This window comes from Nocardia spumae (genome assembly GCF_020733635.1).
In the GTDB taxonomy this organism is placed as follows: domain Bacteria; phylum Actinomycetota; class Actinomycetes; order Mycobacteriales; family Mycobacteriaceae; genus Nocardia; species Nocardia spumae.
On the sequence record NZ_JAJFZL010000001.1, the window covers coordinates 4330746 to 4351267 of the forward strand.

At 68.8% G+C, this 20522-nt stretch carries 24 protein-coding genes and 1 pseudogene; 12 read left to right on the forward strand and 13 right to left on the reverse strand.

Annotated features, from left to right (window positions below; genetic code table 11):
- The first annotated feature begins 41 nt into the window (after window positions 1–41).
- Genes LKD76_RS19415 through LKD76_RS19435 form a run of 5 tightly spaced genes read left to right on the forward strand, consistent with a single transcriptional unit; the run spans window position 42 to window position 4209 of the window.
- On the forward strand, window positions 42–299 hold the full coding sequence (locus tag LKD76_RS19415) for an acyl carrier protein (protein ID WP_227982742.1): 258 nt from the start codon (window positions 42–44) through the stop codon (window positions 297–299).
- Complete coding sequence (locus LKD76_RS19420) at window positions 296–1246, forward strand: aromatase/cyclase (protein ID WP_227982743.1); 951 nt, start codon at window positions 296–298, stop codon at window positions 1244–1246. The genes LKD76_RS19415 and LKD76_RS19420 overlap by 4 nt, the downstream gene beginning before the upstream one ends.
- The gene (locus tag LKD76_RS19425) at window positions 1243–2175 is read left to right on the forward strand and encodes an MBL fold metallo-hydrolase (protein ID WP_227982744.1); all 933 of its coding nucleotides are present in this window, start codon (window positions 1243–1245) and stop codon (window positions 2173–2175) included. The genes LKD76_RS19420 and LKD76_RS19425 overlap by 4 nt, the downstream gene beginning before the upstream one ends.
- A complete protein-coding gene (locus LKD76_RS19430; protein WP_227982745.1) occupies window positions 2172–3422 on the forward strand; it encodes an FAD-dependent oxidoreductase in 1251 nt (416 codons plus the stop codon). Before LKD76_RS19425 ends, LKD76_RS19430 begins: the two co-directional genes overlap by 4 nt.
- 25 nt (window positions 3423–3447) lie before the next feature.
- Complete coding sequence (locus LKD76_RS19435) at window positions 3448–4209, forward strand: alpha/beta fold hydrolase (protein ID WP_227982746.1); 762 nt, start codon at window positions 3448–3450, stop codon at window positions 4207–4209.
- Here LKD76_RS19435 and LKD76_RS19440 read toward each other — a convergent pair.
- On the reverse strand, window positions 4188–4559 hold the full coding sequence (locus tag LKD76_RS19440) for a winged helix-turn-helix transcriptional regulator (RefSeq protein WP_036508201.1): 372 nt from the start codon (window positions 4557–4559) through the stop codon (window positions 4188–4190). The genes LKD76_RS19435 and LKD76_RS19440 overlap by 22 nt on opposite strands.
- A gap of 93 nt (window positions 4560–4652) precedes the next feature.
- On the opposite strand from LKD76_RS19440, the gene LKD76_RS19445 reads away from it, so the two are divergent.
- Window positions 4653–5147: a luciferase domain-containing protein gene (locus tag LKD76_RS19445; RefSeq protein ID WP_227982747.1), complete on the forward strand. Its 495-nt coding sequence runs from the start codon at window positions 4653–4655 to the stop codon at window positions 5145–5147.
- Between the two features lie 29 nt (window positions 5148–5176).
- The gene (locus LKD76_RS19450; RefSeq protein ID WP_227982748.1) at window positions 5177–5569 is read left to right on the forward strand and encodes a lipocalin-like domain-containing protein; all 393 of its coding nucleotides are present in this window, start codon (window positions 5177–5179) and stop codon (window positions 5567–5569) included.
- On the opposite strand, the gene LKD76_RS19455 is transcribed toward LKD76_RS19450, so the two are convergent.
- Window positions 5570–6064 (reverse strand): acetyl-CoA carboxylase biotin carboxyl carrier protein, encoded by a 495-nt coding sequence (locus tag LKD76_RS19455; RefSeq protein WP_227982749.1) that lies wholly within the window; start codon window positions 6062–6064, stop codon window positions 5570–5572.
- A 15-nt stretch (window positions 6065–6079) separates the two neighbouring features.
- Window positions 6080–6862: an SDR family NAD(P)-dependent oxidoreductase gene (locus LKD76_RS19460; protein ID WP_227982750.1), complete on the reverse strand. Its 783-nt coding sequence runs from the start codon at window positions 6860–6862 to the stop codon at window positions 6080–6082.
- Between the two features lie 186 nt (window positions 6863–7048).
- Between LKD76_RS19460 and LKD76_RS19465 the strand changes: the two genes are divergently transcribed.
- Window positions 7049–7468, forward strand: a complete 420-nt coding sequence (locus LKD76_RS19465) for a nuclear transport factor 2 family protein (RefSeq protein ID WP_063002511.1) — start codon at window positions 7049–7051, stop codon at window positions 7466–7468.
- Between the two features lie 32 nt (window positions 7469–7500).
- Window positions 7501–8112, forward strand: coding sequence for a malonic semialdehyde reductase (locus LKD76_RS19470; protein WP_227982751.1), 612 nt, complete (start codon window positions 7501–7503; stop codon window positions 8110–8112).
- 196 nt (window positions 8113–8308) lie between these two features.
- On the opposite strand, the gene LKD76_RS19475 is transcribed toward LKD76_RS19470, so the two are convergent.
- Entirely contained in the window at window positions 8309–8677 is a 369-nt protein-coding gene (locus LKD76_RS19475) for a MerR family transcriptional regulator (RefSeq protein WP_227982752.1), read from the reverse strand.
- Here LKD76_RS19475 and LKD76_RS19480 point away from each other — a divergent pair.
- Both LKD76_RS19480 and LKD76_RS19485 read left to right on the forward strand, forming a co-directional pair.
- Window positions 8670–9563, forward strand: coding sequence for an amidohydrolase family protein (locus tag LKD76_RS19480; RefSeq protein ID WP_227982753.1), 894 nt, complete (start codon window positions 8670–8672; stop codon window positions 9561–9563). The genes LKD76_RS19475 and LKD76_RS19480 overlap by 8 nt on opposite strands.
- Before the next feature lie 109 nt (window positions 9564–9672).
- On the forward strand, window positions 9673–10509 hold the full coding sequence (locus LKD76_RS19485; RefSeq protein ID WP_227982754.1) for an SCO6745 family protein: 837 nt from the start codon (window positions 9673–9675) through the stop codon (window positions 10507–10509).
- A gap of 170 nt (window positions 10510–10679) precedes the next feature.
- On the opposite strand, the gene LKD76_RS19490 is transcribed toward LKD76_RS19485, so the two are convergent.
- The 3 genes from LKD76_RS19490 to LKD76_RS19500 form a co-directional block, all read right to left on the reverse strand.
- Window positions 10680–11597 (reverse strand): universal stress protein, encoded by a 918-nt coding sequence (locus tag LKD76_RS19490; RefSeq protein WP_227982755.1) that lies wholly within the window; start codon window positions 11595–11597, stop codon window positions 10680–10682.
- Between the two features lie 55 nt (window positions 11598–11652).
- Complete coding sequence (locus tag LKD76_RS19495) at window positions 11653–12075, reverse strand: Hsp20/alpha crystallin family protein (protein WP_305082766.1); 423 nt, start codon at window positions 12073–12075, stop codon at window positions 11653–11655.
- 69 nt (window positions 12076–12144) lie between these two features.
- Complete coding sequence (locus LKD76_RS19500; protein WP_227982756.1) at window positions 12145–12357, reverse strand: hypothetical protein; 213 nt, start codon at window positions 12355–12357, stop codon at window positions 12145–12147.
- A gap of 393 nt (window positions 12358–12750) precedes the next feature.
- Between LKD76_RS19500 and LKD76_RS19505 the strand changes: the two are divergent.
- Window positions 12751–13775: pseudogene (locus LKD76_RS19505) on the forward strand (APC family permease); the annotation flags it as partial.
- Between the two features lie 315 nt (window positions 13776–14090).
- On the opposite strand, the gene LKD76_RS19510 reads toward LKD76_RS19505, so the two are convergent.
- From LKD76_RS19510 to acsA, 6 genes are read right to left on the reverse strand one after another with little or no spacing between them, the layout of a single operon-like run.
- A complete protein-coding gene (locus tag LKD76_RS19510) occupies window positions 14091–15002 on the reverse strand; it encodes a ribose-phosphate diphosphokinase (protein ID WP_227982757.1) in 912 nt (303 codons plus the stop codon).
- Complete coding sequence (locus LKD76_RS19515; protein ID WP_227982758.1) at window positions 14999–15256, reverse strand: phosphopantetheine-binding protein; 258 nt, start codon at window positions 15254–15256, stop codon at window positions 14999–15001. Before LKD76_RS19515 ends, LKD76_RS19510 begins: the two co-directional genes overlap by 4 nt.
- 4 nt (window positions 15257–15260) lie before the next feature.
- Window positions 15261–16646 carry a dihydrolipoamide acetyltransferase family protein gene (locus LKD76_RS19520; RefSeq protein ID WP_227982759.1) on the reverse strand — a complete coding sequence of 462 codons (1386 nt, stop codon included), beginning with the start codon at window positions 16644–16646 and terminating at the stop codon, window positions 15261–15263.
- Window position 16647: 1 nt separating this feature from the next.
- Window positions 16648–17619, reverse strand: coding sequence for an alpha-ketoacid dehydrogenase subunit beta (locus tag LKD76_RS19525; protein ID WP_227982760.1), 972 nt, complete (start codon window positions 17617–17619; stop codon window positions 16648–16650).
- Window positions 17616–18623 carry a pyruvate dehydrogenase (acetyl-transferring) E1 component subunit alpha gene (gene pdhA / locus LKD76_RS19530; protein ID WP_227982761.1) on the reverse strand — a complete coding sequence of 336 codons (1008 nt, stop codon included), beginning with the start codon at window positions 18621–18623 and terminating at the stop codon, window positions 17616–17618. The genes LKD76_RS19525 and pdhA overlap by 4 nt, the downstream gene beginning before the upstream one ends.
- Entirely contained in the window at window positions 18623–20416 is a 1794-nt protein-coding gene (acsA, locus tag LKD76_RS19535; protein WP_227982762.1) for an acetate--CoA ligase, read from the reverse strand. The genes pdhA and acsA overlap by 1 nt, the downstream gene beginning before the upstream one ends.
- Window positions 20417–20522: the final 106 nt, after the last annotated feature.

Genomic DNA, 20522 nt, shown 5'->3' on the forward strand with positions numbered 1-20522 from the left:
AGCAATCGCAGTATCCGTTCGAATGCACTCAGGAGCAGATCATGACCATCACCATCGACACCCTGCGCCGAATTCTCGTGGCCTGCGCCGGCGGCGACGAGGACGCCCCCGAACTCGCCGGTGACATCGCCGAGGTCGAGTTCGAGGAGCTCGGCTACGACTCGCTGGCCCTGATCGAAGCCGCCTCGCGCATCCAGCGCGAGTTCGGGGTGACGGTCCCCGAGGAACAGCTCATCGACGTCAAGACCCCGCAGGAGCTGATCGACATCGTCAACGAGCAGCTGGCGGGTGTGGCATGACCATCCGCACAACGCACACCCGGGTCGTCGAGGCGCCCGCGGACGAGGTCTACGGGCTGGTCGCCGACGTCGGCCGCTGGCCGGTGATCTTCGAACCGTCCGTGCTGGTGCGGCATCTGCACCGCGGCGCCGACGAGGAGCGATTCCGGCTGTGGGCGACGGTGAACGGTCAGGTCATCGACTGGACCTCGCGGCGGACCCTGGATGCCGCCGGCCGGCGCATCACGTTCGAGCAGGAACGCAGCCGGGCGCCGATCGCCTCCATGGGCGGGCAGTGGACATTCGACGAAACCGGGCCGCGCACAACGACTGTCACACTCGATCACCATTTCACCGTCGCCGACGGTGTGGATCCGGACGTGATCACCGGGGCGGTCGACCGCAACAGCGTGGCGGAACTCGCGGCGCTGGCCCGGATCGCCGAGCTCGGGCATCCGGTCGACGACATCATCGTCACCTTCGAGGATCGGGTGACCCTGGACGCGACGGCGGCCGAACTCTACGACTTCGTCTACCACAGCGACCGCTGGCCCGACCACGTTCCGCACGTCGGCCGGGTGGATCTGACCGAGGATGCCGACGGGGTGCAGCTGATGGAAATGGACACCGTCACCGAGGGCGGTATCCCGCACACCACGCGGTCGATCCGGATCTGTGTCCCGGCCGAGCGCATCGACTACAAACAGCAACTGCCACCCGCGATGCTGTTCGGGCACAGTGGCGCATGGGAATTCGCCGACGATCCCGCCGGCGTGGTGGTCACCGCGCGGCACACGGTGGCGATCAACCCCGCCGCCGCGCGCGACATCCTCGGCCCCGGCACCGGTCTCGCCGAGGCGCGCGCCTACCTCGGCGAGGCCCTCGGCACCAACAGCCGCAACACCCTGCTGTGCGCGGCGCAATACATCGCGGCCCGCCGCGCCGAATCCGCGAAAGCCCCGTCATGACGGCGACCGGAAGTCCGCAGCTCGCCGAACCGGTGGTGCGGGAAGTGGCCGACGGTGTGTTCGCCTACACCCACGGCCACGGCGGCTGGTGCGTCAGCAACGCCGGTGTCGTCGCCGGGCCCGACGGTGCGCTGGTGATCGACACGCTCGCCACCGAGGACCGCACCCGCGGCCTGATCGAGCATGTCGATCGGGTCGCCGGCGGACCGGCGCGCACCGTGGTCAACACCCATCACCACGGCGACCACAATTTCGGCAACCATCTGTTCGGGCCGGCCGCGGTCCTCATCGGACACGATCGGATCCGCGCCGAGATGATCGACACCGGGCTGGCCCTGACGCAGCTGTGGCCGCAGGTCCGGTGGGGTGACGTGCGCGTGACGCCGCCCACCGTCACCTTCTCCGACCGGTTGACCCTGCACGTCGGCGATCGGCGGGTCGAGCTGATCCATCTGGGTCCGGCGGCGCACACCAACAACGACGTGGTGGCGTGGCTGCCCGCGGAGAAGGTGCTGTTCGCCGGGGATCTGGTGATGTCGGGTGCGGCGCCGTTCTGCTTGTTCGGTTCGGTCGCGGGCACCCTCGCCGCGGTCCGGACCCTGGCCGGGCTGGGCGCGGAAACCGTTGTGGCGGGCCACGGCCCGGTCACCGGACCGGAGATCTTCGATCACACGATCCGGTACCTGGAGTGGATCGGCAGGCTGGCGCTCGACGGCCGCGCGCTGGGGCTGACTCCGCTGGGCATCGCGCTCGAGGCCGATCCCGGCGAGTTCGAGAATCTGGTGGATGCCGAGCGGGTGGTCGGCAATCTCCATCGCGCCTATGCCGAAGCGGACGGCGCGGCACCGGGGGCGCCGCTGGATGTGCTCGCCATCTTCGACGAGATGGTCGGCTACAACGACGGCCGGGTACCGGCGTGCCTGGCATGAGCGAGCAAGAACCCGGCACGGCCGAGACCGTCGATGTGTGCGTGGTCGGCGGCGGGCCGGCGGGACTGGTCGCCGGTGTGCTGCTGGCCCGCTCAGGGGCGAAAGTCATTGTGCTGGAGAAACATCCGGACTTCCTGCGCGACTTCCGCGGTGACACCGTCCATCCGTCGACGCTGACGGTGATGGACGAACTCGGGCTCGCCGAGGAATTTCTCCGGCTGCCGCACGTGCGGGCCCCGCGGCTGCCGATGGCGACCGCGATGGGACCGGTGGTGTTCGCCGACTTCCGCCGGCTGCCCGGCCGGTTTCCGTTCGTGGCGTTCATGCCGCAGTGGGACGTGTTGAACTTCCTCGCCGAAACCGGCCGCCGATACCCGGGATTCCGTCTGCTGCAGCGGGCGGAGGTCACCGCACTGCTCGAGTCCGGTGGCACCGTCACCGGCGTACGCGCTGCCACCCCGGACGGTCCGCTGGAGGTGCGGGCCCGTCTTGTCATCGCCGCCGATGGACGTAATTCCCTGGTACGCACCAGCGGTGCGCTCGCGGTGGCGGCGAGCCGGGCGCCGATGGACGTGTTGTGGTTCCGGGTGGGCAAACCCGCCGGCGAGAGCCTGCCGACGGTGCGCAGCGGCAAGGGCTTCTTCATCGTCTGCATCGATCGCGGCGACTACCTGCAGGTCGCCTACATGATTCCCAAAGGCGGATTCGAGGCGATCCAGGCCGGCGGGCTGTCGGCGTTCCGGGCGCAGCTCGCGGCCATCTATCCGGTGCTGGCGCCGGGTCTCGAGGCCGCGATCCGCGACTGGGACGATGTGAAACCGCTCGATGTGCGGGTGGACCGACTGCGGCACTGGTGCCGGCCCGGTCTGCTCGCGATCGGCGATGCCGCGCACGCGATGTCGCCGGCGGGCGGTGTCGGTATCAATCTCGCGGTCCAGGACGCGGTCGCCGCCGCGCGGCTGCTGGCGCCGACACTGGCCGGGGGCGGTGTGCCGGGTCTCGCGCTGTTGCGCGCGGTGCAGCGCCGCCGCGAATTCCCCATGCGCGTGGTGCAATTCGCGCAATTGCGACTGCTCGCCGACCTGTATCCGAACGCGGGCGGACCCAGCACCGACAAGCCGTTGCTGGCCCGGCTGCTGCGTCGCTTCCCCGGCCTCTCGCACGTGGTGGCACGGGTGATCGGCCTCGGGATCCGGCCCGAGCACGTCCCGCCCGCACACGGCGACCAGCTCGTTTCCAGTACCTGATTCCCATACCCAGGAGGACCTTGTCGTGTCGACCTATCTCCTCGTTCACGGCGCGTTTCACGGCGGCTGGGCGTGGCAGCGGGTGACCCCGCTGCTCACCGCGGCCGGCCACCGTGTCTTCGCGCCCTCACTCGCCGGCATGGGCGAACGCGCCGACGAGCTCACTCCCGACGTGGGACTCGACACCCACGTCGACGATCTCGCCGAGCTGATCGTCGCCGAGGATCTGCGGGAGGTGATCCTGGTGGGCCACAGCTATGCCGGGATCGTGGTCACCGCGCTCGCGGACCGGTTCCCGGACCGCATCGCCGAGCTGATCTACGTGGACACCTTCGTGCCACGAGACGGCGAAGCCGTCGCCGACATCATGCCGGACATGGTCGAGGCGTTCACGACCGCTGCCGCCGCCGTCGGAGACGGCTGGCGGGTGCCCCCGCCGACCGAACCGATGGGTGACAGCGGAATCAACGGCGTCACCGAGGAACCCGATCTGAGCTGGGTGGCCTCGATGCTGACGGCCCAGTCGCTCAAAACCTTTCACCAGCCGCTGACACTGCGCAATCCGGACGATCTGGCACTCGTCCCCGTCACCCACATCCACTGCAGCGAGGGCGGCGAGGCCTTCAAGGCGATGCGAGCGGCGATGCCGCGGACCCTGCCCCCGGCGGACCTGCCCGCCGAACGGCTCAAGATCCTGCCGACCGGCCACGACTGCATGATCACCATGCCGCGCGAATTCGCCGAGCTGCTCCTGGAATCGGCGGCTCAGCGTTCGCCCGCGTCGTAGGCGGCGCGTGCCGCCAGCACCTGCGCCAGGTGCTCGTTCGACCACCGCGCGAGACCGTCGAACAGCGGAGTGAGGGTGGCGGCCAGCGCGGTGGCCGCGTACTCGACGCGAGGGGGGACCTCGGGATGGTAGGTCCGCTGCACCAGACCGTCGCGTTCGAGCTGGCGCAGCCGCTGGGTCAACACCTTGGGCGTGACGCCCGGAATGCGTTGCTGCACTTCGTTGAAACGCATCCGGCCGTCGTGGATCAGCACCCACAGCACCTGGGTGGACCAGCGTCCGAAGAACAGGTCGACCACCGGCGAGATCGGACAGGGATCGGCGACGGGCGGCGGCGTGACGGGCGTCATGATCACTCCTAGGCACTTTCCATTTGGTAACTACTATACTTTGGAAACTACTGTGTGACCAGAAGCCTTCACCGGCGCGAGAGGAGCACAGTGATGACTGCGACCGCACCCCACGGAAGTCTGCGCCTGCCCCAGCGGCGGGGCGAACGCCCGCTCACCCGGCCACATAATCCCCATCAGCAGCTCACCCAGAATCCGGACGTCCGGCTCCAGGAAGCGCTGTGGGCGCGCATGGTCACGCTCGACGGCACGCTGGCCGCCCGCAGTGCGGTCTCGCTGCCCGATACGCGCGCCCTGCATCTGCGACCCGAGGTCGCGCACGGACCGGACGACGCCTTCCTGACCGGCACCGAGTTCGCGCATCTGCACGGGCGCGCCGACGGCAGCCTGCATCTACGACTGCCGGAATCGGCTGCCGCCGAAGCCGTTTCGGCGGGCTGGGCCGAACAGCATCCGATGGCCCGCGCCGGCGTCCTGCCGGCGACACTGCTGATGGTCTACGGCCCGCGCGACGAGGACGAACTCGAGCAGGTCTGGCAGTTGGTGCGTACCGCCTACGACTACGCCCGCGGGAACGCTCGAGCATGATTCGAGCGACGGCACGCATCGTGAGGCCCATGACTGCGACTGATCTCGTCGGCACCTGGGAACTGTTGTCCTACTACGACATCGATGACGCGGACGTGCGCAGCGAAGGGCCGCTCGGCCCGGCGCCGCGTGGTCTGCTGATCTACACCGCACAGGGTTCGGTCTCGGTGAGCATGATGCGCACCGACAGCACCGCCGCGACGAATGCCTTCATGGGCTATGCCGGGACCTGGCGCACGACGGGAACCGCGACGGTGATGCACGCGATCAGCGTCTGCTCGAATCCCGCCTGGGCCGGCACCGAGCAGGTACGCCACTTGTCACTCGACGGTGACGTGCTGACGCTGGTCGGCGCCGCGCGGGTGGACGGGCGGACTCAGCGCCGCATTCTCACTTGGCGCAGGTCCGCCCGCCCGTGTTGATCACTCCGGCGAGTACGAGAACAGGGGTTCATCGAATTGCACGGATTCACCGTCCTGTTTGAGGATCGCGGTGAGGACTCCGCCCGAGTCGGTGGTCACCGGGATCATCAACTTCATCGCCTCGACGATGCCGACCTGACGCCCCGGCGACACCCGGTCGCCGACCGCTACGAACGGCTCGGCACCGGGCTGCGGGCTCCGGTAGAAGACTCCCACGCTGGGCGCGCGGATCACCGGATCGGTAGCCGGCACCTCGGTCGCGGTATCGGGTGCCGGTGCCACGCCGGCACTCACGGCCGTCTCCCCCGGGCCCTGTGGCCACTGCGCCTCGACGGTCACCTCACCGACCTGGATCCGCAGCCCGCTGGGCTGGGCGGGGAACCCGGCCAGCAGACGCAGCGCACCCGACTGGATGGCGTCGAGTATCTGCAGGTAGTCGTGCTGGCTGGAGTCGAGTTCCGCCGCGGACGTGACATTTTCGTCCATTGTTGTCATGACGGTGCTCCGCGGTCAGTAGTTGCCCAGGCCGCCACAGACATTCAATGCCTGTGCGGTCACGGCGGCGGCGGCCGGCGAGATCAGGTAGTCCACCATCGCGGCCACCTCGTCGACCTGGACGTAGCGGCCGATCGGCACCCGGGCGCTCACCCGCGCGTGCACCTCGTCGGTATCGACACCCCACAGACCCGAGTAGACCTCCCGAACCCGTTCGGCCATCGGTGTTTCCACGAATCCCGGGCATACCGCGTTGACCGTGATCCCGGTCTTGGCCAGCTCCAGCCCCAGCGCCTTGGTGAAGCCGACGACCCCATGTTTGGAGGCCGAATACGGCGCGCCGTGGAGCACCCCCTGCTTACCGCCCGTCGAGGCGATGTTGACGATCCGGCCGCTGCCCCGGTCGAGCATGCCGCCGGCGGTGAGCGCGGCCTTGGTGGCGTAGAAGACGCTGTGCAGGTTCGTCTCGACGACGTCGAGCCACAGTTCGTCCTCGATCTGCGCGGTTACGCCGCCGCCGCTGCGGCCGGCATTGTTGACCAGGATGTCGACCGGGCCGAACCGCCGGACCCCGGCGTCGACGTACTCCCGGACCTGGGCGGCGTCGCGGACGTCGCACCCCACCCCGTCCACCGCGAACCCGTCGTCCTGCAACTGTTTGGCCGTATCGGCCACCCGCTGCTCGTCCCGGGCACAGATGAACACCGAAATATTCTGTGCCGCAAGGTGTTTCGTGATCTGCAAGCCCATTCCGCTGGTCGCTCCGCTGACCAGCGCCACGCGCTGACTGTCCGCCATATCTCCTCCATCGGTGCTGGATCCGATTCCACCGGCCCGTCCGGCCACCAGCGTCGCGAAAGCCCCTATAAGACCGGTCAAATCGGTGTGGGCTCGACCGAATCTCGAGCGCTGTCGGCGACCGTGGAGCGCGATCGAGGTCCGCCCGGAATCCCGGCGGCCACACCGTCTTCCGAGGAGCCGTCCATGACCACTGTCGCCAGCCGTGCCGAGCTGTACGCCGAGGTCCAGCAGTTCTACGCCGATCAGATGCAACGCCTGGACAACCGCGACATCACCGGCTACGCCGAAACCTTCACCGAGGACGCCGAATTCGAGCACACCCCCGGACGTCCGCCCGCGCGCACCCGCGCCGGGATCGTGTCGGATCTGGTGGAGTTCCACAAGCGGTTCGACAGCGATCCGATGCAACGCCGGCACTGGTTCAACATGATCAACCTTTCCCCGCGCGACGACGGCAGCATCGGCGCCACCATGTACTGCCTGGTGGTCAAGATCCGGCCCGGCGCAGCGCCGGAGATCGCGCCGAGCTGTGTGGTGCACGACGTGCTCGTCCGCATCGACGGTGAACTGCGCACCCACTCCCGCCGAGTCACCCACGACTGACCGAAACCACAACCCCGACAAGGAGTTACGCTGTGAGCACCGCTCAGCCCACCACCCACCTCACCCTCGCGGCCGAAGCCCAGGACCTGCTGTTCCGCACGGCCCGCACCGCCAACACCTTCACCGACGAGCCGGTGAGCGACGAGCAGATCCGCGAGATCTACGACCTGGTCAAATACGCGCCGACCTCGATGAATCAGCAGCCGCTGCGCATCGTGCTGGTCCGCGGCGCCGAAGCACGTGCCGCCCTCGTCGAGCACATGCTCGACAACAACAAGCCCAAGACCGAAAAGGCGCCACTGACCGCGATTCTGGCCGCCGACCTCAATTTCCACGACCACTTGCCGAAGGTCTTCCCGCACGTCCCCGACGCCAAGGACTACTTCGCCGACGACGACTATCGTGCCGAGTCGGCGCGGTTCAACGCGCTGATCCAGATCGGCTACTTCATTCTCGGCATCCGCGCCGCGGGCCTGGCGGCCGGCCCGATGAACGGGTTCGACGCCGCCGGTGTCGACAAGGAGTTCTTCCCCGAGGGCACGCACAGCGCGCTCGTCGTGGTCAACATCGGCAAGCCGGGCCCCGACGCCTGGTACCCACGCTCACCGCGACTGGCCTACGACCAAGTCGTCACGACCATGTGACATCGACGCCGGAGAGCCCGATCGGAACACCCCGGTCGGGCATTCCGATCCGGCCGCCGGTGAGGTGCCCGTACAGGCCGCGCCGGTCATCGCTGTACCTGCCGGTGGATGCGGCCGGCCCACCCTGGCGCGATCAGCTGATCGGTCCGGATCTCGAAACCGCGAGCCGCGGGGTGGTTCACCCAGTGCTGGGCGCTCAGGATGCGGCACGGGTGGTGGCGGCTTCCGCGGTGGTGATGATCTGCAGCAGAACGTTTCTGGCTGCGTTGATCTCGGCCGACCGCTGCTCGAGGACGCGCAGCTGGGCATGCAGCGCGTCCAGTACGCCGGGGCAGGGCAGGACCGCGGCCTCAGCGTTGGTGCAGGGAAGGATCTGGCGGATGATGCGGATGGGTAGGCCGGCCGCGAGCAGAGACCGAATCCGCAGAACTGTCGTGGTGGCGGTCTCGTCATAGGTCCGGTACCCGTTGGACTGACGCTCGGGCCGCAGCAGCCCCGCCCGTTCGTAGTGGCGCAGGAGGCGGTCGCTGGTCCCGGTCCGCTCGGCGAGTTCTCCGATGAGCACCGTGTTTCCTCTCAGGCTTGACCTTCCAACAGTGTCAAGGAGCAACAGTGGGGTTGCCCTGCCGCATTCCGGCGCCGGCCCTGCTCTGGAGGAACCCTTGATCATCGATGCTCACAGTCATGTCCACGACCCGGTCGAAAGCCACCTGGCCGCCCTGAACGACGCGGGGGTGGATCGCGCCGTGCTCTTCGGGACCAGACCGCATCCGGAACGGGCCGGGGATCTTGTATCACTGCGTCGCGAAATGAGTGTCCTCGACAACGCGCTGGCGGGCGGCGAGAACAGTATCGACAGATATCGCACCGCGTGGGCGGAGCTTCATGAGACCCTGGCCGCGCACCCGAGCCGGTTCATCGGGTTCGGCTCCGTGCCGGTGGACCTGCCCGCGCGGGACATCGCGGCCCTGATCGACCGCGAAGTGGTGGGCCGCGGACTACGCGGCATCGGGGAACTCACACCTCCCGCGGGTGAGGCTGCCCGGATCGAGCCGGTGCTCGCCGCAGCGCACGACCACAGTGGGCTGCCTGTCGTTGTCCACGGTTTCGCCCCCACCACTGCCCAAGACCTGCGCACCTTGTCCCGCCTCGCCGCGCAATATCCGAAGGTTCCGCTGGTGGTCAGCCAGCTCGGCGGGATGAACTGGATGGAGGCCATCGAACTGGTGCGGGACACACCGAGCATGTACTTGGAACTGTCCACAGCCACCATCATCTTCGCGGTGCGTCTGGCGATACACGAAATTCCCGAGCGAACGCTGTTCGGCTCGGATGCCCCCTACGGTGATCCCGTGCTCGCGCGCACCGCCATAGAACGGGTCACCCCTCCCGGCGAGGTCCGTGACCTGGTGCTCGGAGGAAACCTGGGCAAGCTCCTGGGCATCCTCTGAACCGGGGCCCGCGGCCCGGTCAGGACGGTGCCTCGGCGATCGCACGGACCCGCGGCCTAGGATCGAGGTATTCCGATTGCCGGAGAGCGTGAACAGACAAGGGGCACCGGTGGTTTCAGCACGCGAGCTGTGGGCAGTGTTCGAGCCGATCCACGCCGTGACCTATTTCGCCCCCGAATGCCGGGCCGAGTTCGAACAGGCAGGCCTGCGCGGATTCTGGCGCGGCTATTTCGCCGGGCGAGCGGCACCGCTCGGGCCGGTCGGTCCCGGCCTGGTCACGGCGACATTCTTCGGTTTCGCCCCGGCGATGGTCGCCCGAGCACTGCCCGGCGTCTGGGAGCTGGCGACCCCCCGGCAAGTGCTCACCGCCCGCAGTTCGGGCGCCCGCGCCGCCCTGACCCGACTCGGCGCCCACGACGACGACTACGCCGAAGCAGCCGAACTCGCCCGACGCGCCGCGACCGCGGTGGATATCGCGGGCAAGCCCCTCGCCGCCGCCAACGCCGAACTTGTCTGGCCCACCGACCCCCTGTCGATGCTGTGGCACGCCTGCACGGTGCTGCGCGAGCACCGCGGCGACGGCCATGTCGCAGCCCTGACCGCGGCCGGACTCACCGGATGCCAGAGCCTGGCCTGGCGCGCCGCCACCGATGCCGACCGCGAGATCCTGCAACCGGCCCGCGGCTGGGACGATGCGCAGTGGGACCGTGCCCGCACCGGATTGATCGAACGAGGCTGGCTCGACGACCACGGACGTCCCACCACGGCCGGGCATGCCGAGTTCGCCGAAATCGAAAGACGCACCGACGAATTGGCCTTTCGCCCGTGGCGGGAGTCCGGCGTCACAGCGACCGAACGCCTCGCCGCGCTGCTGCGCCCATTGGCCCGCGCCGCCCATGCCGCGATGCCCGGCCGCACCCCCATCGGCGCCCTCCCCCGCCCCTGAACCACTTCCCACAACGATAGCGACGATCACGTGTGCGGGCACTGATGACGTTCCCGGCCGTGGAATCCGAGGACGCCGGCGGCGAAACCTGCGCCCCGGCGCTGATACCGCTGTGTGGGTGGCGCGTCTGCGCACTCACCGTGGGCAGGGCGGCGCGTATTCCCCAAGATCTACTGCCCCTCCTGGTCGGCGACCAGCTGGCGCGCGACGATGATCGGGCACTCGACCGACTGCACGACAGCGCGACTGGTGGAACCGAGCAACATTCCGACGAATCCCCCACGCCCGTGGCTGCCCACGACCACCAGCTGCGCATCCACGGAGTGGGTCAGCAACGCTCGGGCGGGCCGGTCGCGGACGACGATACTGTGCACCGGGACATCGGGGTGACGTTCGCGGTGGGCGGCCAGGCTTTCCGCCAGGAGCGTGAACTCCTTGTCGCGCGCCTGTTCCCACGCATCGGTTGGCACATCGCCGCCACTGGAATCGCTCCAGCACCGCAGCGCGATGACCGCGACACCGCGCAGTGCGGCCTCGTCGAACGCAATCACGACCGCCGGCGCGCTGTTGGCACTCCCATCGGTACCGACGAGGACCGCCTTGTCCGCAGCGACCGGGTCGTTACCCGACGTCGTGCGGACGATGGCGACCGGGCAGTGCGCGTGGTGCACCACGGCCGAACTCACCGAACCGAGCAGCGCGCGCTGGAAGGCGCCACGGCCCCTGCTGCCGACCACGAGCATGCGCGCGCTCCGCGAGCGCGCGATCAGGCTCGGAATGATCGGATCGAAACTCACTTCTCGGCTGATCCGGACCGCATCCGAACAGATCACCGCATCGGCGATGCGTATCGCCTCGTCGACGACCCGTTCGCCGTCGTCGGCCATCTGATCGACCGCCGCCGCCGTCACATACGGGACCGGTCCGTACGCCCCTTGAAATGCGACGGAGGCGAGTACATGCAGTGGGCATCCGTGTCGTGCCGCGTCCGCCGCGGCCCATTCCACGGCCCGGCAGGACTCGGTGGAGCCATCGGTCGCCACCACGATCGGCGCCCCGGACGCGCCGCTGCCCCTGTGATCGGCCATGGCTCGTCCCTTCGCGGCTGGTCGTTGTCCGGTTCGACGGTCATGCGGCGATCGGTTAGTCCGCGGACTTGACGTCGACTTTGGTCACCTTCTGCTCGGGCTCCCCCATCGGGACGGTGACGGTGAGGATTCCCTTGCCGTAGGTCGCTTCGATGCCCTTGTCCTGAGCGCCCTCCGGCAGGGCGACCGTCCGCTCGAAGGACCCGTAGCTGAACTCCGAATGCCCCTTCTCCTCATGGGTTTCGCTACGCTCGGCCCGGATGGTGAGCAGCCCGCTGTGCACCGACACCTCGACGTCCCGCGCCGGATCGACGCCGGGTATCTCGGCGCGGACGACGTAGTGGCCGTCGTCGACGGAGTCCTCGACCCGTAACAGATGATTGTCGAACATCGGCGCCCGTGCGGAAGTGAACGCGTTCCACCAGTCGGTGAAGTCCGGTAGCAGCGAACCGGGTCGGTGGGCAGGAAGCAGATTCATGATCATTCCTCGGCTGTGTGGTGGTATCGGTCCTACCTTGTCGATTGCACCGGTACCGCCACGGAAGTCCTAGGGCATCGCGTCTTCACCGGGGGTGACGGAAGTCCCCGTTTCCGCGGTGCGGTGTGCGGGCCGGCCCGCACCGACGGTGCGGACCAGAAACACTCCGGTCACCGCGGCGACCGCGGCTGCCGCCACGGTGTCGTGACCGCGGTGAACCACCGGCGCCACAGGGCTGTTGGCGGCGCCGCGAACAGGGAATGCCGCATATTCGGTAGCCATGCCGATCGCCTCATCCGACAGAAGTTGTCATGAACCGATGGTGGGCGGACGCCGTCGTCCGGTACAGATCCGAAGGTCCTCGACCGGCACGGCATCGAACGGTTCGCCGCTGACTACACGACAAACGGACTCGACGACGACGCAGGTGTGAGGGGTACCGATATCCCCGATGGCCGTCCGATCGGGGAGCGCCGCCGTGATCGGATCCGCGCTGCCACACGCGGTTTCGCTCGGCCGCGCGACCACCGCCGCGTCCCCGTTATCGGCCGTCGGCCCACCACGTCGTCATCGGATATCGTGGCGGGTGTCCGGCCCAGCCAGTCAGGAGCACCCGTCGTGCCGACCACACCCGATCCCGATTCCGGGTTGCGGCAGCGGCTCGGCGTCGGGGACTATCCGGCCTCCGGCGGCACCTACGTCTACGGACGTGAACGCCTGGGTGAGTTCTGGGGGTTTCTGGCCGGGTGGGGGTTCGTGATCGGCCAGACCGCCTCGTGCGCGGCCATGGCCCTGACTGTCGGCGCCTACGTCTGGCCGGACCGAGCGCATGTGGTCGCGGTTGCCGCGGTGGCGGCGCTGACAGCGGTGAACTATCGAGGCGTGCAGAAGTCGGCGCTGCTGACCCGGATCATCGTCGCGGTGGTGCTCGCCGTGCTGGTCGCCGTCGTGATCGCCGCACTCACCTTTTCCGCGGCCGGTGCCGGGCAGCTGGCGATCGGGTCCGACGCTTCGGTGCGCGGGGTGCTGCAGGCAGCCGGATTGCTGTTCTTCGCCTTCGCCGGATACGCGCGCATCGCCACTCTCGGCGAGGAAGTGCGCGATCCCGCACGCACCATTCCCCGCGCGATTCCGGCCGCGCTGGGGATCGCGCTGGCCGTGTACGCCACCGTCGCGATATCGGCCCTGGTGGTACTCGGCCCGCACGGATTGGGTTCTGCCGCAGCGCCGTTGGCCGACACCGTGCGCGCGGCCGGGGTACCGGCTCTGGTGCCGGTAGTGCGGGTCGGCGCGGCGACCGCGGCCGCGGGATCGCTGCTGGCGCTGGTCCTCGGCGTCTCACGCACACCTTCGCGATGGCCCGTGACGGGCATCTGCCCCACGCGCTGGCGGCGGTACATCCCCGCTTCGAGGTGCCCCATCACGCCGAGCTGGCCGTCGGCGTGGTCGTCGCGGTGCTCGCCGCCGTCATCGACGTGCGCGGCGCGATCGGGTTCTCCTCCTTCGGCGTGCTGGCCTATTACGCCATCGCCAACGCCTCCGCCTGGACGCTCACTGCCGGCGAAGGTCGCCCGCCCCGCGCGATTCCCGCGCTCGGGCTGGCGGGGTGCGTGATCCTGGCATGCGCCCTTCCGCTCACCGCTGTCCTGTCCGGCGCCGCGGTCCTCGCCGCCGGTGCGCTGGTCATCCTGCTGCGCCGCCGACCGGCCGCGACGTCGCGGTGAGCACAGCGCCCGCCGCATGCGGCCGCTGGAACTCCCACGTCGAGTCCGCCCCCTGAAAACAACACTCCGGTGGGATCGAATCCACCTCGTTGTGGCGATTCCATCGATGCGACGACGACGTTGGCGCCGGTGTTTCGATAGCTCCATTGTGATGCAGTTCACAGCTGTCGCGCAGAATCCGAAGGCATTGGCACAGAGGCCTTATCGACGCGGTTGCCGGGCCGTCCGGCTCTGTCGGGACCGGCGGATCGGCAACCGGGGTCCTCGTCTCGCCGGTGACTTTCGGCCCTGCTATTCGGCGCCGTGGTCACGGTGCAGCCGGGTTATCGCCGCGGCGAGCAACGGCGCGATGGAGCAGACGTCGATCTGCCCCGTGTCCTCGTGATGCAGCACGCTGTCGGTCACCACGATCCGGTGCAGGCCGAGCTCGTGCAGGCGGGCCACCGCACCGGCCACCAGTGGACCGTGGGTGGCCGCCGCGACCATACCGTCCGCGTGGTACCGCACCAGGCGGGCCGCGGCCTCGATCGTGGCACCTGTGCAGATCATGTCGTCGACCAGCGCCACGGGATGGCCCGAGACGTCACCGAGCAGCTCCAGCGCCTCGACGCTGGTTTCGCTTTCCCGATGTTTACGCACGACCGCCACGGCGGCGCGCGCCATCGACGCGAAGTGCTCGGCCCGCTCGGCCGCGGCGAGATCGGGAGCCACCGCCACGCCCCGGCCGATCAGTGCCGGGGCCAGTTCACGGGCGAGTAGCGGGACCGCCGTCAAGACCTCCACCGGCATCGGACATATCGCCTCCAACGTCGGATTATGCGGGTCGACCACGATCATCCGGTCGGCGCCGGCACCGGCGATCGCCTCCACCGCGACCCGGGAGGCGATCGCCTCGCCCGCCACCGTGCGCCGGTCCTGGCGCGCGTAACCGAAGTACGGGACGACAGCGGTGATCCGCCTCGCAGCCGCGCGCCGGCACGCGTCCAGGAGCAACAGCAATTCCATGGTGTGGTCGGCCACAGGTGGCGCTGTCGGCTGTAGGACATACACATCCGCGCCCGCCACATCGGCCACGGCCACCCGGCGCTCACCGTCTGCCGACCGGTCCAGCCGGCACTGGCCCGCGCGACCGTCGAGGTGGGCGATCACAGCGTCGGTCAGCGGTGGGTTGGCGCTGCCCCCGACGATTCGAATCGAACTCATGACGAACTGCTGGTGAGGAAATCCACGCAGGCGCGAATCGTGACCAGCCGCGGGTAATCGTCTTCGGCGATGGAGTCACCGCGAACTCTCGACAGTCGTTCCACGAACGTCAGGAAGTCGAGAGAGTCCAGTTCCAGGGCGGTTCGCAGTGGTGCCTCCGGCGCCAATGCGGCGAGTTCGGCATCGGTGGCGAAGCCGCGCAGCGCGTCGCGGACGGCGGCATCGGCGGATTCGCGAGAGACGGTGGTGGACATGGTTTCACAGCTCCTGAGGACGTTGCAGCAGATCGGCGACACTGTGCAGGAAACGGGCGCCGGTCGCACCGTCGCTGGCGCGATGGTCGGCCGACAACGTGACGGTGAGTTGCGGCCGGATACCCAGTAGTCCGTCGACCGCACAGGGCTTTTCCGAGACCGCGCCGAGTCCGACGATGGCGACCTGAGGCACGGCGATCACACCGAATACCGAATCCACGCCGAGGTCACCGAGATTGGTCACCGTAATCGTGGCCTCGGTCGCATCCGAGGAACGCAGCCGTCCCGCGCGGGCGCGTTCCACGACCGCGCGCAACGCCGACATCATGGCCGGCGTGTCCATGGAGTCGGCATCGGGGATGGTCGGCACGATAATGCCGCCGCCGCGCAGCGAGACCACCACGCCGAGATGTACGGCCCGGGCGGGACGGAAGGCGTCGTCGATCCACTGCCCGTTCAGTGCCGGCACCTGGCGGGCCGCTCCCGCGATGGCACGAAAGAGCAACGCGGGCAGCAGTATCCGCTTCTCGACAGGCGCGCCGGTATTGGTCTCTCGCAGCCAGGACGTGGCCACGGAGACATCGACGATGTCGGACAGGTAGTAATGCGGCACGGTTTGTTTGGACCGCACCATCGCCGCGGCGATGGTCGAGCGCATCGCGGCCGCGTCACGGGTGGGCGCGGTCTCGGGCGCCGTGCCGCGATCCGACGGTGGCCTCGGTCGCCGCGTATCGGGCTTCGGTGTGTCCGGACCGAGATCGCGAGCACGCACGGCGCCGTCCTGCCCACTGCCTGAGGCCGCGGACAGATCCAGTCCGCGAGCGTCGGCGAGTCGGCGAGCCAAGCCGGACGCTCGGATATGGTCGGTCGTTCCCGGCCCGCCGCTCGCGGTCGGCGCCGCGGTCGGCGCCGGGGTCGAGTTCTGCTGCCCGGCAGCCGCTTCCACGTCGGCTCGCAGAATGCGACCGCCGGGACCGGTGCCGTGCAGGGCCGCCGGCTCGAGTCCCGCCTGCTCGGCCAGGTGGCGCACCAATGGTGTCATCCGCACGGGCGGGCCACTCGACGTCGCGGATGTGGCTGCGGCATCCGCGCGGTCGTGCGGCTGCGCGCCCGCGGCAGGCTCCCGCGGGAGGACCGGTTCCCCGTCCGCCACGCCGACGGTGCCGATCGTCGCGAGCACGGCACCCACCGGCACAGTTTCGCCCTCGGGCACCATGATCTCGTCGATGACACCGTCGTCGAAGCATTCGATCTCGATGGCGGCCTTGGTGGTATCGACTTCGGCGACGATATCGCCGCGGCGCACTCGGTCGCCCGGGTGAACGAGCCAGTGCAGCACGGTGCCCTCGGTCATATCGGCACCCAGCGACGGCATCCGGAATTCGGCCATGTCACGCCACCGCCTCGCGCAATGCCGCCAGCACCGTCGCCGGTTGTGGCAGCGCCGCATCCTCGAGTTGGCGGGCGTACGGGATCGGCACCTCCGCGCCACAGATCCTGCCGATCGGCGCATCCAGGTCGAAGTAGGCGTATTCGGCTGCGCGGGCGGCGATTTCGGCAGCGACACTCATACTGCGCCAGGCTTCGTCGGTGATGACCAGCCGATGGGTGCGGCGCACCGACTCCAGCACCGTGATCTCGTCGAGCGGACGCAGGGTGCGCAGGTCTACCACTTCGACCGAAATCCCCTCGGCCGCAGCCAGTTCGGCGGCTGCGAGGGCGACGGGTACTGTCGCCCCGTAGGCGACGAGGGTGATATCGGTGCCGCGCCGGCGGACCTCGGCCTTATCGATATCGACCGCACCGGCGTCGGCGGCCAGTTCGGATCGGCTGTTGTACAGCGCGATCGGTTCGAAGATCACCACCGGATCGGGGTCGGTCAGCGCCGTCGACAGCATGCCCCGGGCGTCGGCGACGGTTGCCGGGCACACCACGCGCAGTCCGGGAATGTGGGCGTAGAAGGTCTCGAGGCTGTGTGAATGCTGAGCGGCCAGCTGCCGTCCCGGCCCGGTGGCCATCCGGATGACCAGCGGCACCCCGAGCTGCCCGCCGGACATGTGCCGCAGTGTCGCGGCGTTGTTGAGGATCTGATCGAGTGCCAGCAGGCTGAAGTTGACGGTCATTATTTCCACGATCGGCCGCATTCCCGCGAGCGCGGCACCTATCCCGGCGCCGACGAAGGCCGATTCGCTCAGCGGAGTATCGCGTATTCGACGAGGTCCGAATTCGTCGAGCAGTCCCCGGCTCACACCGAAACAGCCACCGTAGGCTCCGACGTCCTCCCCCATCAGGAAGACCCGCTCGTCCTCGATCAGAGCCGTGCGCAGGGCCTCCCGCATCGCTTCGCGGTAGGTGGTGGTCATGATCGCTCCGCGTAGACGTGCCGAGTCAGTTCCGATACCGGTTCCTCCGGCGCCTCCTCGGCGGCGGCGATCGCCGCGTCCAACTCCGCGTCCGCCTCCGCTTCCAGCGCGTCCAACGTCCCGTTGTCGAGTTCGCCCGCGGCACGAAGTGCTCCGGCCAGCAGTTCGATGGGGTCGCGCTGCCGCCATCGCTCGATCTCTGCTTTGTCGCGATAGCGGTCGGCGTCGTAGAGCGAGTGCGCGCGGAACCGGTAGGTGCGCAATTCCAGGAAACAGGGTCCGGCACCACCGCGAATCGCGGTGACGGCACGACGCGTCGCGGCGGCGACAGCGACCGCGTCCATACCGTCGACCGGCCATGCCATCAGCCCGTATCCGGCCGCCCGCAACGCCAGATCGATCATCGCGTGCTCACGCGCCAGGGCCGTCCCCATGGCGTATCGGTTGTTCTCGCAGGCGAACAGCACCGGGAGCCGCCACAGCGCGGCCAGATTCGCGCATTCGTGGAATTCCCCCTCCGCCATGGCGCCGTCGCCGAACAGGCACACCGTGATCCGGTCGTGTCCGGCAAGCACATCGGCGAGGGCGAGGCCGGCCGCGATCGGCAATCCGCCGCCGACGATCGCGTTTCCGCCGTAGAACCGGCGCCGCGCGTCGAACAGGTGCATCGAACCGCCGCGGCCGTGGCTGCAGCCGGTGGTGCGGCCGAACATCTCGGCCATCAGTTCCGACATCGGGATGCCGCGAGCCAGCGCGTGCCCGTGTTCGCGATAGGTGGACACCACCGCGTCTTCGGCTCCGATCTGACTCAGCAGTCCGGCGGCGACCGCTTCCTCCCCCACATACAGGTGCAGGAATCCGCGGATCTTCTCGGCGCTGTAGAGTTGGACGCAACGTTCCTCGAAACGCCGGATCCGAATCATCTGGCGCAGCAACAGCTCTCGTTCCGACGGTACCGAGGCTTCGCCCGGCGTGGCCGAGGCGATCGGCTCGGTCGTGCTCATCACACGGCCTCCAGTGTCGAGATGTCGCCTTCGGGCAGCCCGAGCTCACGAGCTTTCAGCAGGCGGCGCATCACCTTCCCGGAGCGAGTGTGCGGCAGCGCTTCGACGAAGTCGATCCGCTTCGGCGCCACCGCACCCAGCGTTCGCCGGCCGAACGCGGTCAGCTCCGCTCGCAACGTCTCGCCGGGTTCGTACCCCGGCCGCACCACCACGAATGCCTTGACCAGCTCTCCCGCGATCGGGTCGGGGGTGCCGATGACGCCGGCCTCCGCCACCGCGGGGTGCGACATGAGCGCGCTTTCCACCTCGAACGGCCCCACCAGATGTCCGGCGGATTTGATGACGTCGTCGGCTCGACCGACGAACCAGTAGTAGTCGTCATCGTCGCGACGCGCCAGATCACCGGTGAGATACCACCCCGCGGCGAACGACCGCGCATATCGGACCGGTTCGTTCAGGTAGCCGCGGAACATCGACGGCCACCCCGCCCGCAGGGCGAGCTCGCCCACCTCGCCGATATCGGCGGGGATCACCGCGCCGTCCGCGGTGACGGTACGCCCGCCCGGGCCGCGACGCAGGATCGTCGATTCCACTCCGGGCAGTGGCCGGCCCATCGAACCGGGACGGATCTGCGCGGCAGCGATATTCGCGATCATGATGGCCCCCGTCTCGGTCTGCCACCAGTTGTCGTGGATCGGGTGTCCCAGTGCGCGTGCTCCCCACGCCACTACCTCCGGGTTCAGCGGTTCGCCGACGCTGGCGACGAAACGGAGGCAGGACAGATCGGTTCCGGGTGGCAGGTCGTCCCCGCGGCGCATCAACATGCGCAATGCGGTGGGTGCGGTATACCAGACCGATACGCGTTCCGCGGTCAGGATGTCGTACCAGCGCTGCGGATCGAATTCGGCCTCGTCGCTGATGACGGTGGCGCCCAGGCTCAGTGGCGCGATCACCCCGTAGGACATGCCGGTCACCCAGCCGGGGTCCGCGGTACACCAGAACACGTCGCCGGCTCGCAGATCCAGCGCGGCACGGGCGGTTGCCCGGTGTGCCACGATCGCGCCGTGCACATGGACGGCGCCCTTCGGTCTGCCGGTGGTCCCGCTGGTGAAGTGCAGTAGTGCGGGATCCTCGAATGCTGTACGGACGACCGGGAATTCGGCGTCCGCCGCGGCCATCGCGGGCGGCAGGGCGATGATTCCGGGCTGGTCATGGTCGCTGTCGATGACGATGACGTGACGCAGAGCGGGCAGCGCGTCCCGGATCGGGGCGACCTTGCGCAGGTAGGAGGCCGTGGTGGTGACCAGGGTGCTCGCCTCCGCCAGCTCGAGGCGCTGCCGGACCGGCTCGGGACCGAACGCCGAGAACAGCGGCGATACGACACAGCCGGCCTTCCACGCGCCGAGCGCGGCGATATACAACTCGGGTGTCCGGCCGAGCAGGGTGCACACCCGCTGTCCCCGATAGACCCCGAGAGTGCGCAGGACATTGGCGAACTTGTTGCTCAGCACCACCAGATCGGCGCACCGGAGTACCGTGGCACCGCCCGATGCCGGCAGCCACCGCAACGACGGTGCCGGTCCGGACGATGCCGCGAGATGGCGATCGACGGCTTCGACGGCGATGTTGACCCCGCCGCCGTCGAGCCCCGCGAGCTCCGAACGCGCCGCGGACCACGAGAATTCACGACGAGCGCGCGCGTAATCGCCGATGGTGGCGCCCGCGATCTCCGCCTCGGACTTCTCGATCGGCACCCATCGCGCCGGCGCCTCGTGGTGCCGCACGGTTCCCATCGCGCCTCCGCTCCCCGTCGTAGGACCTTGTTCCCTCGGTTTCCAGTCAACGGTGTGCGGTCTGCCCGCAGGAGGGCGGAAAGACCCCGGCGGCGGTGACCTCTGT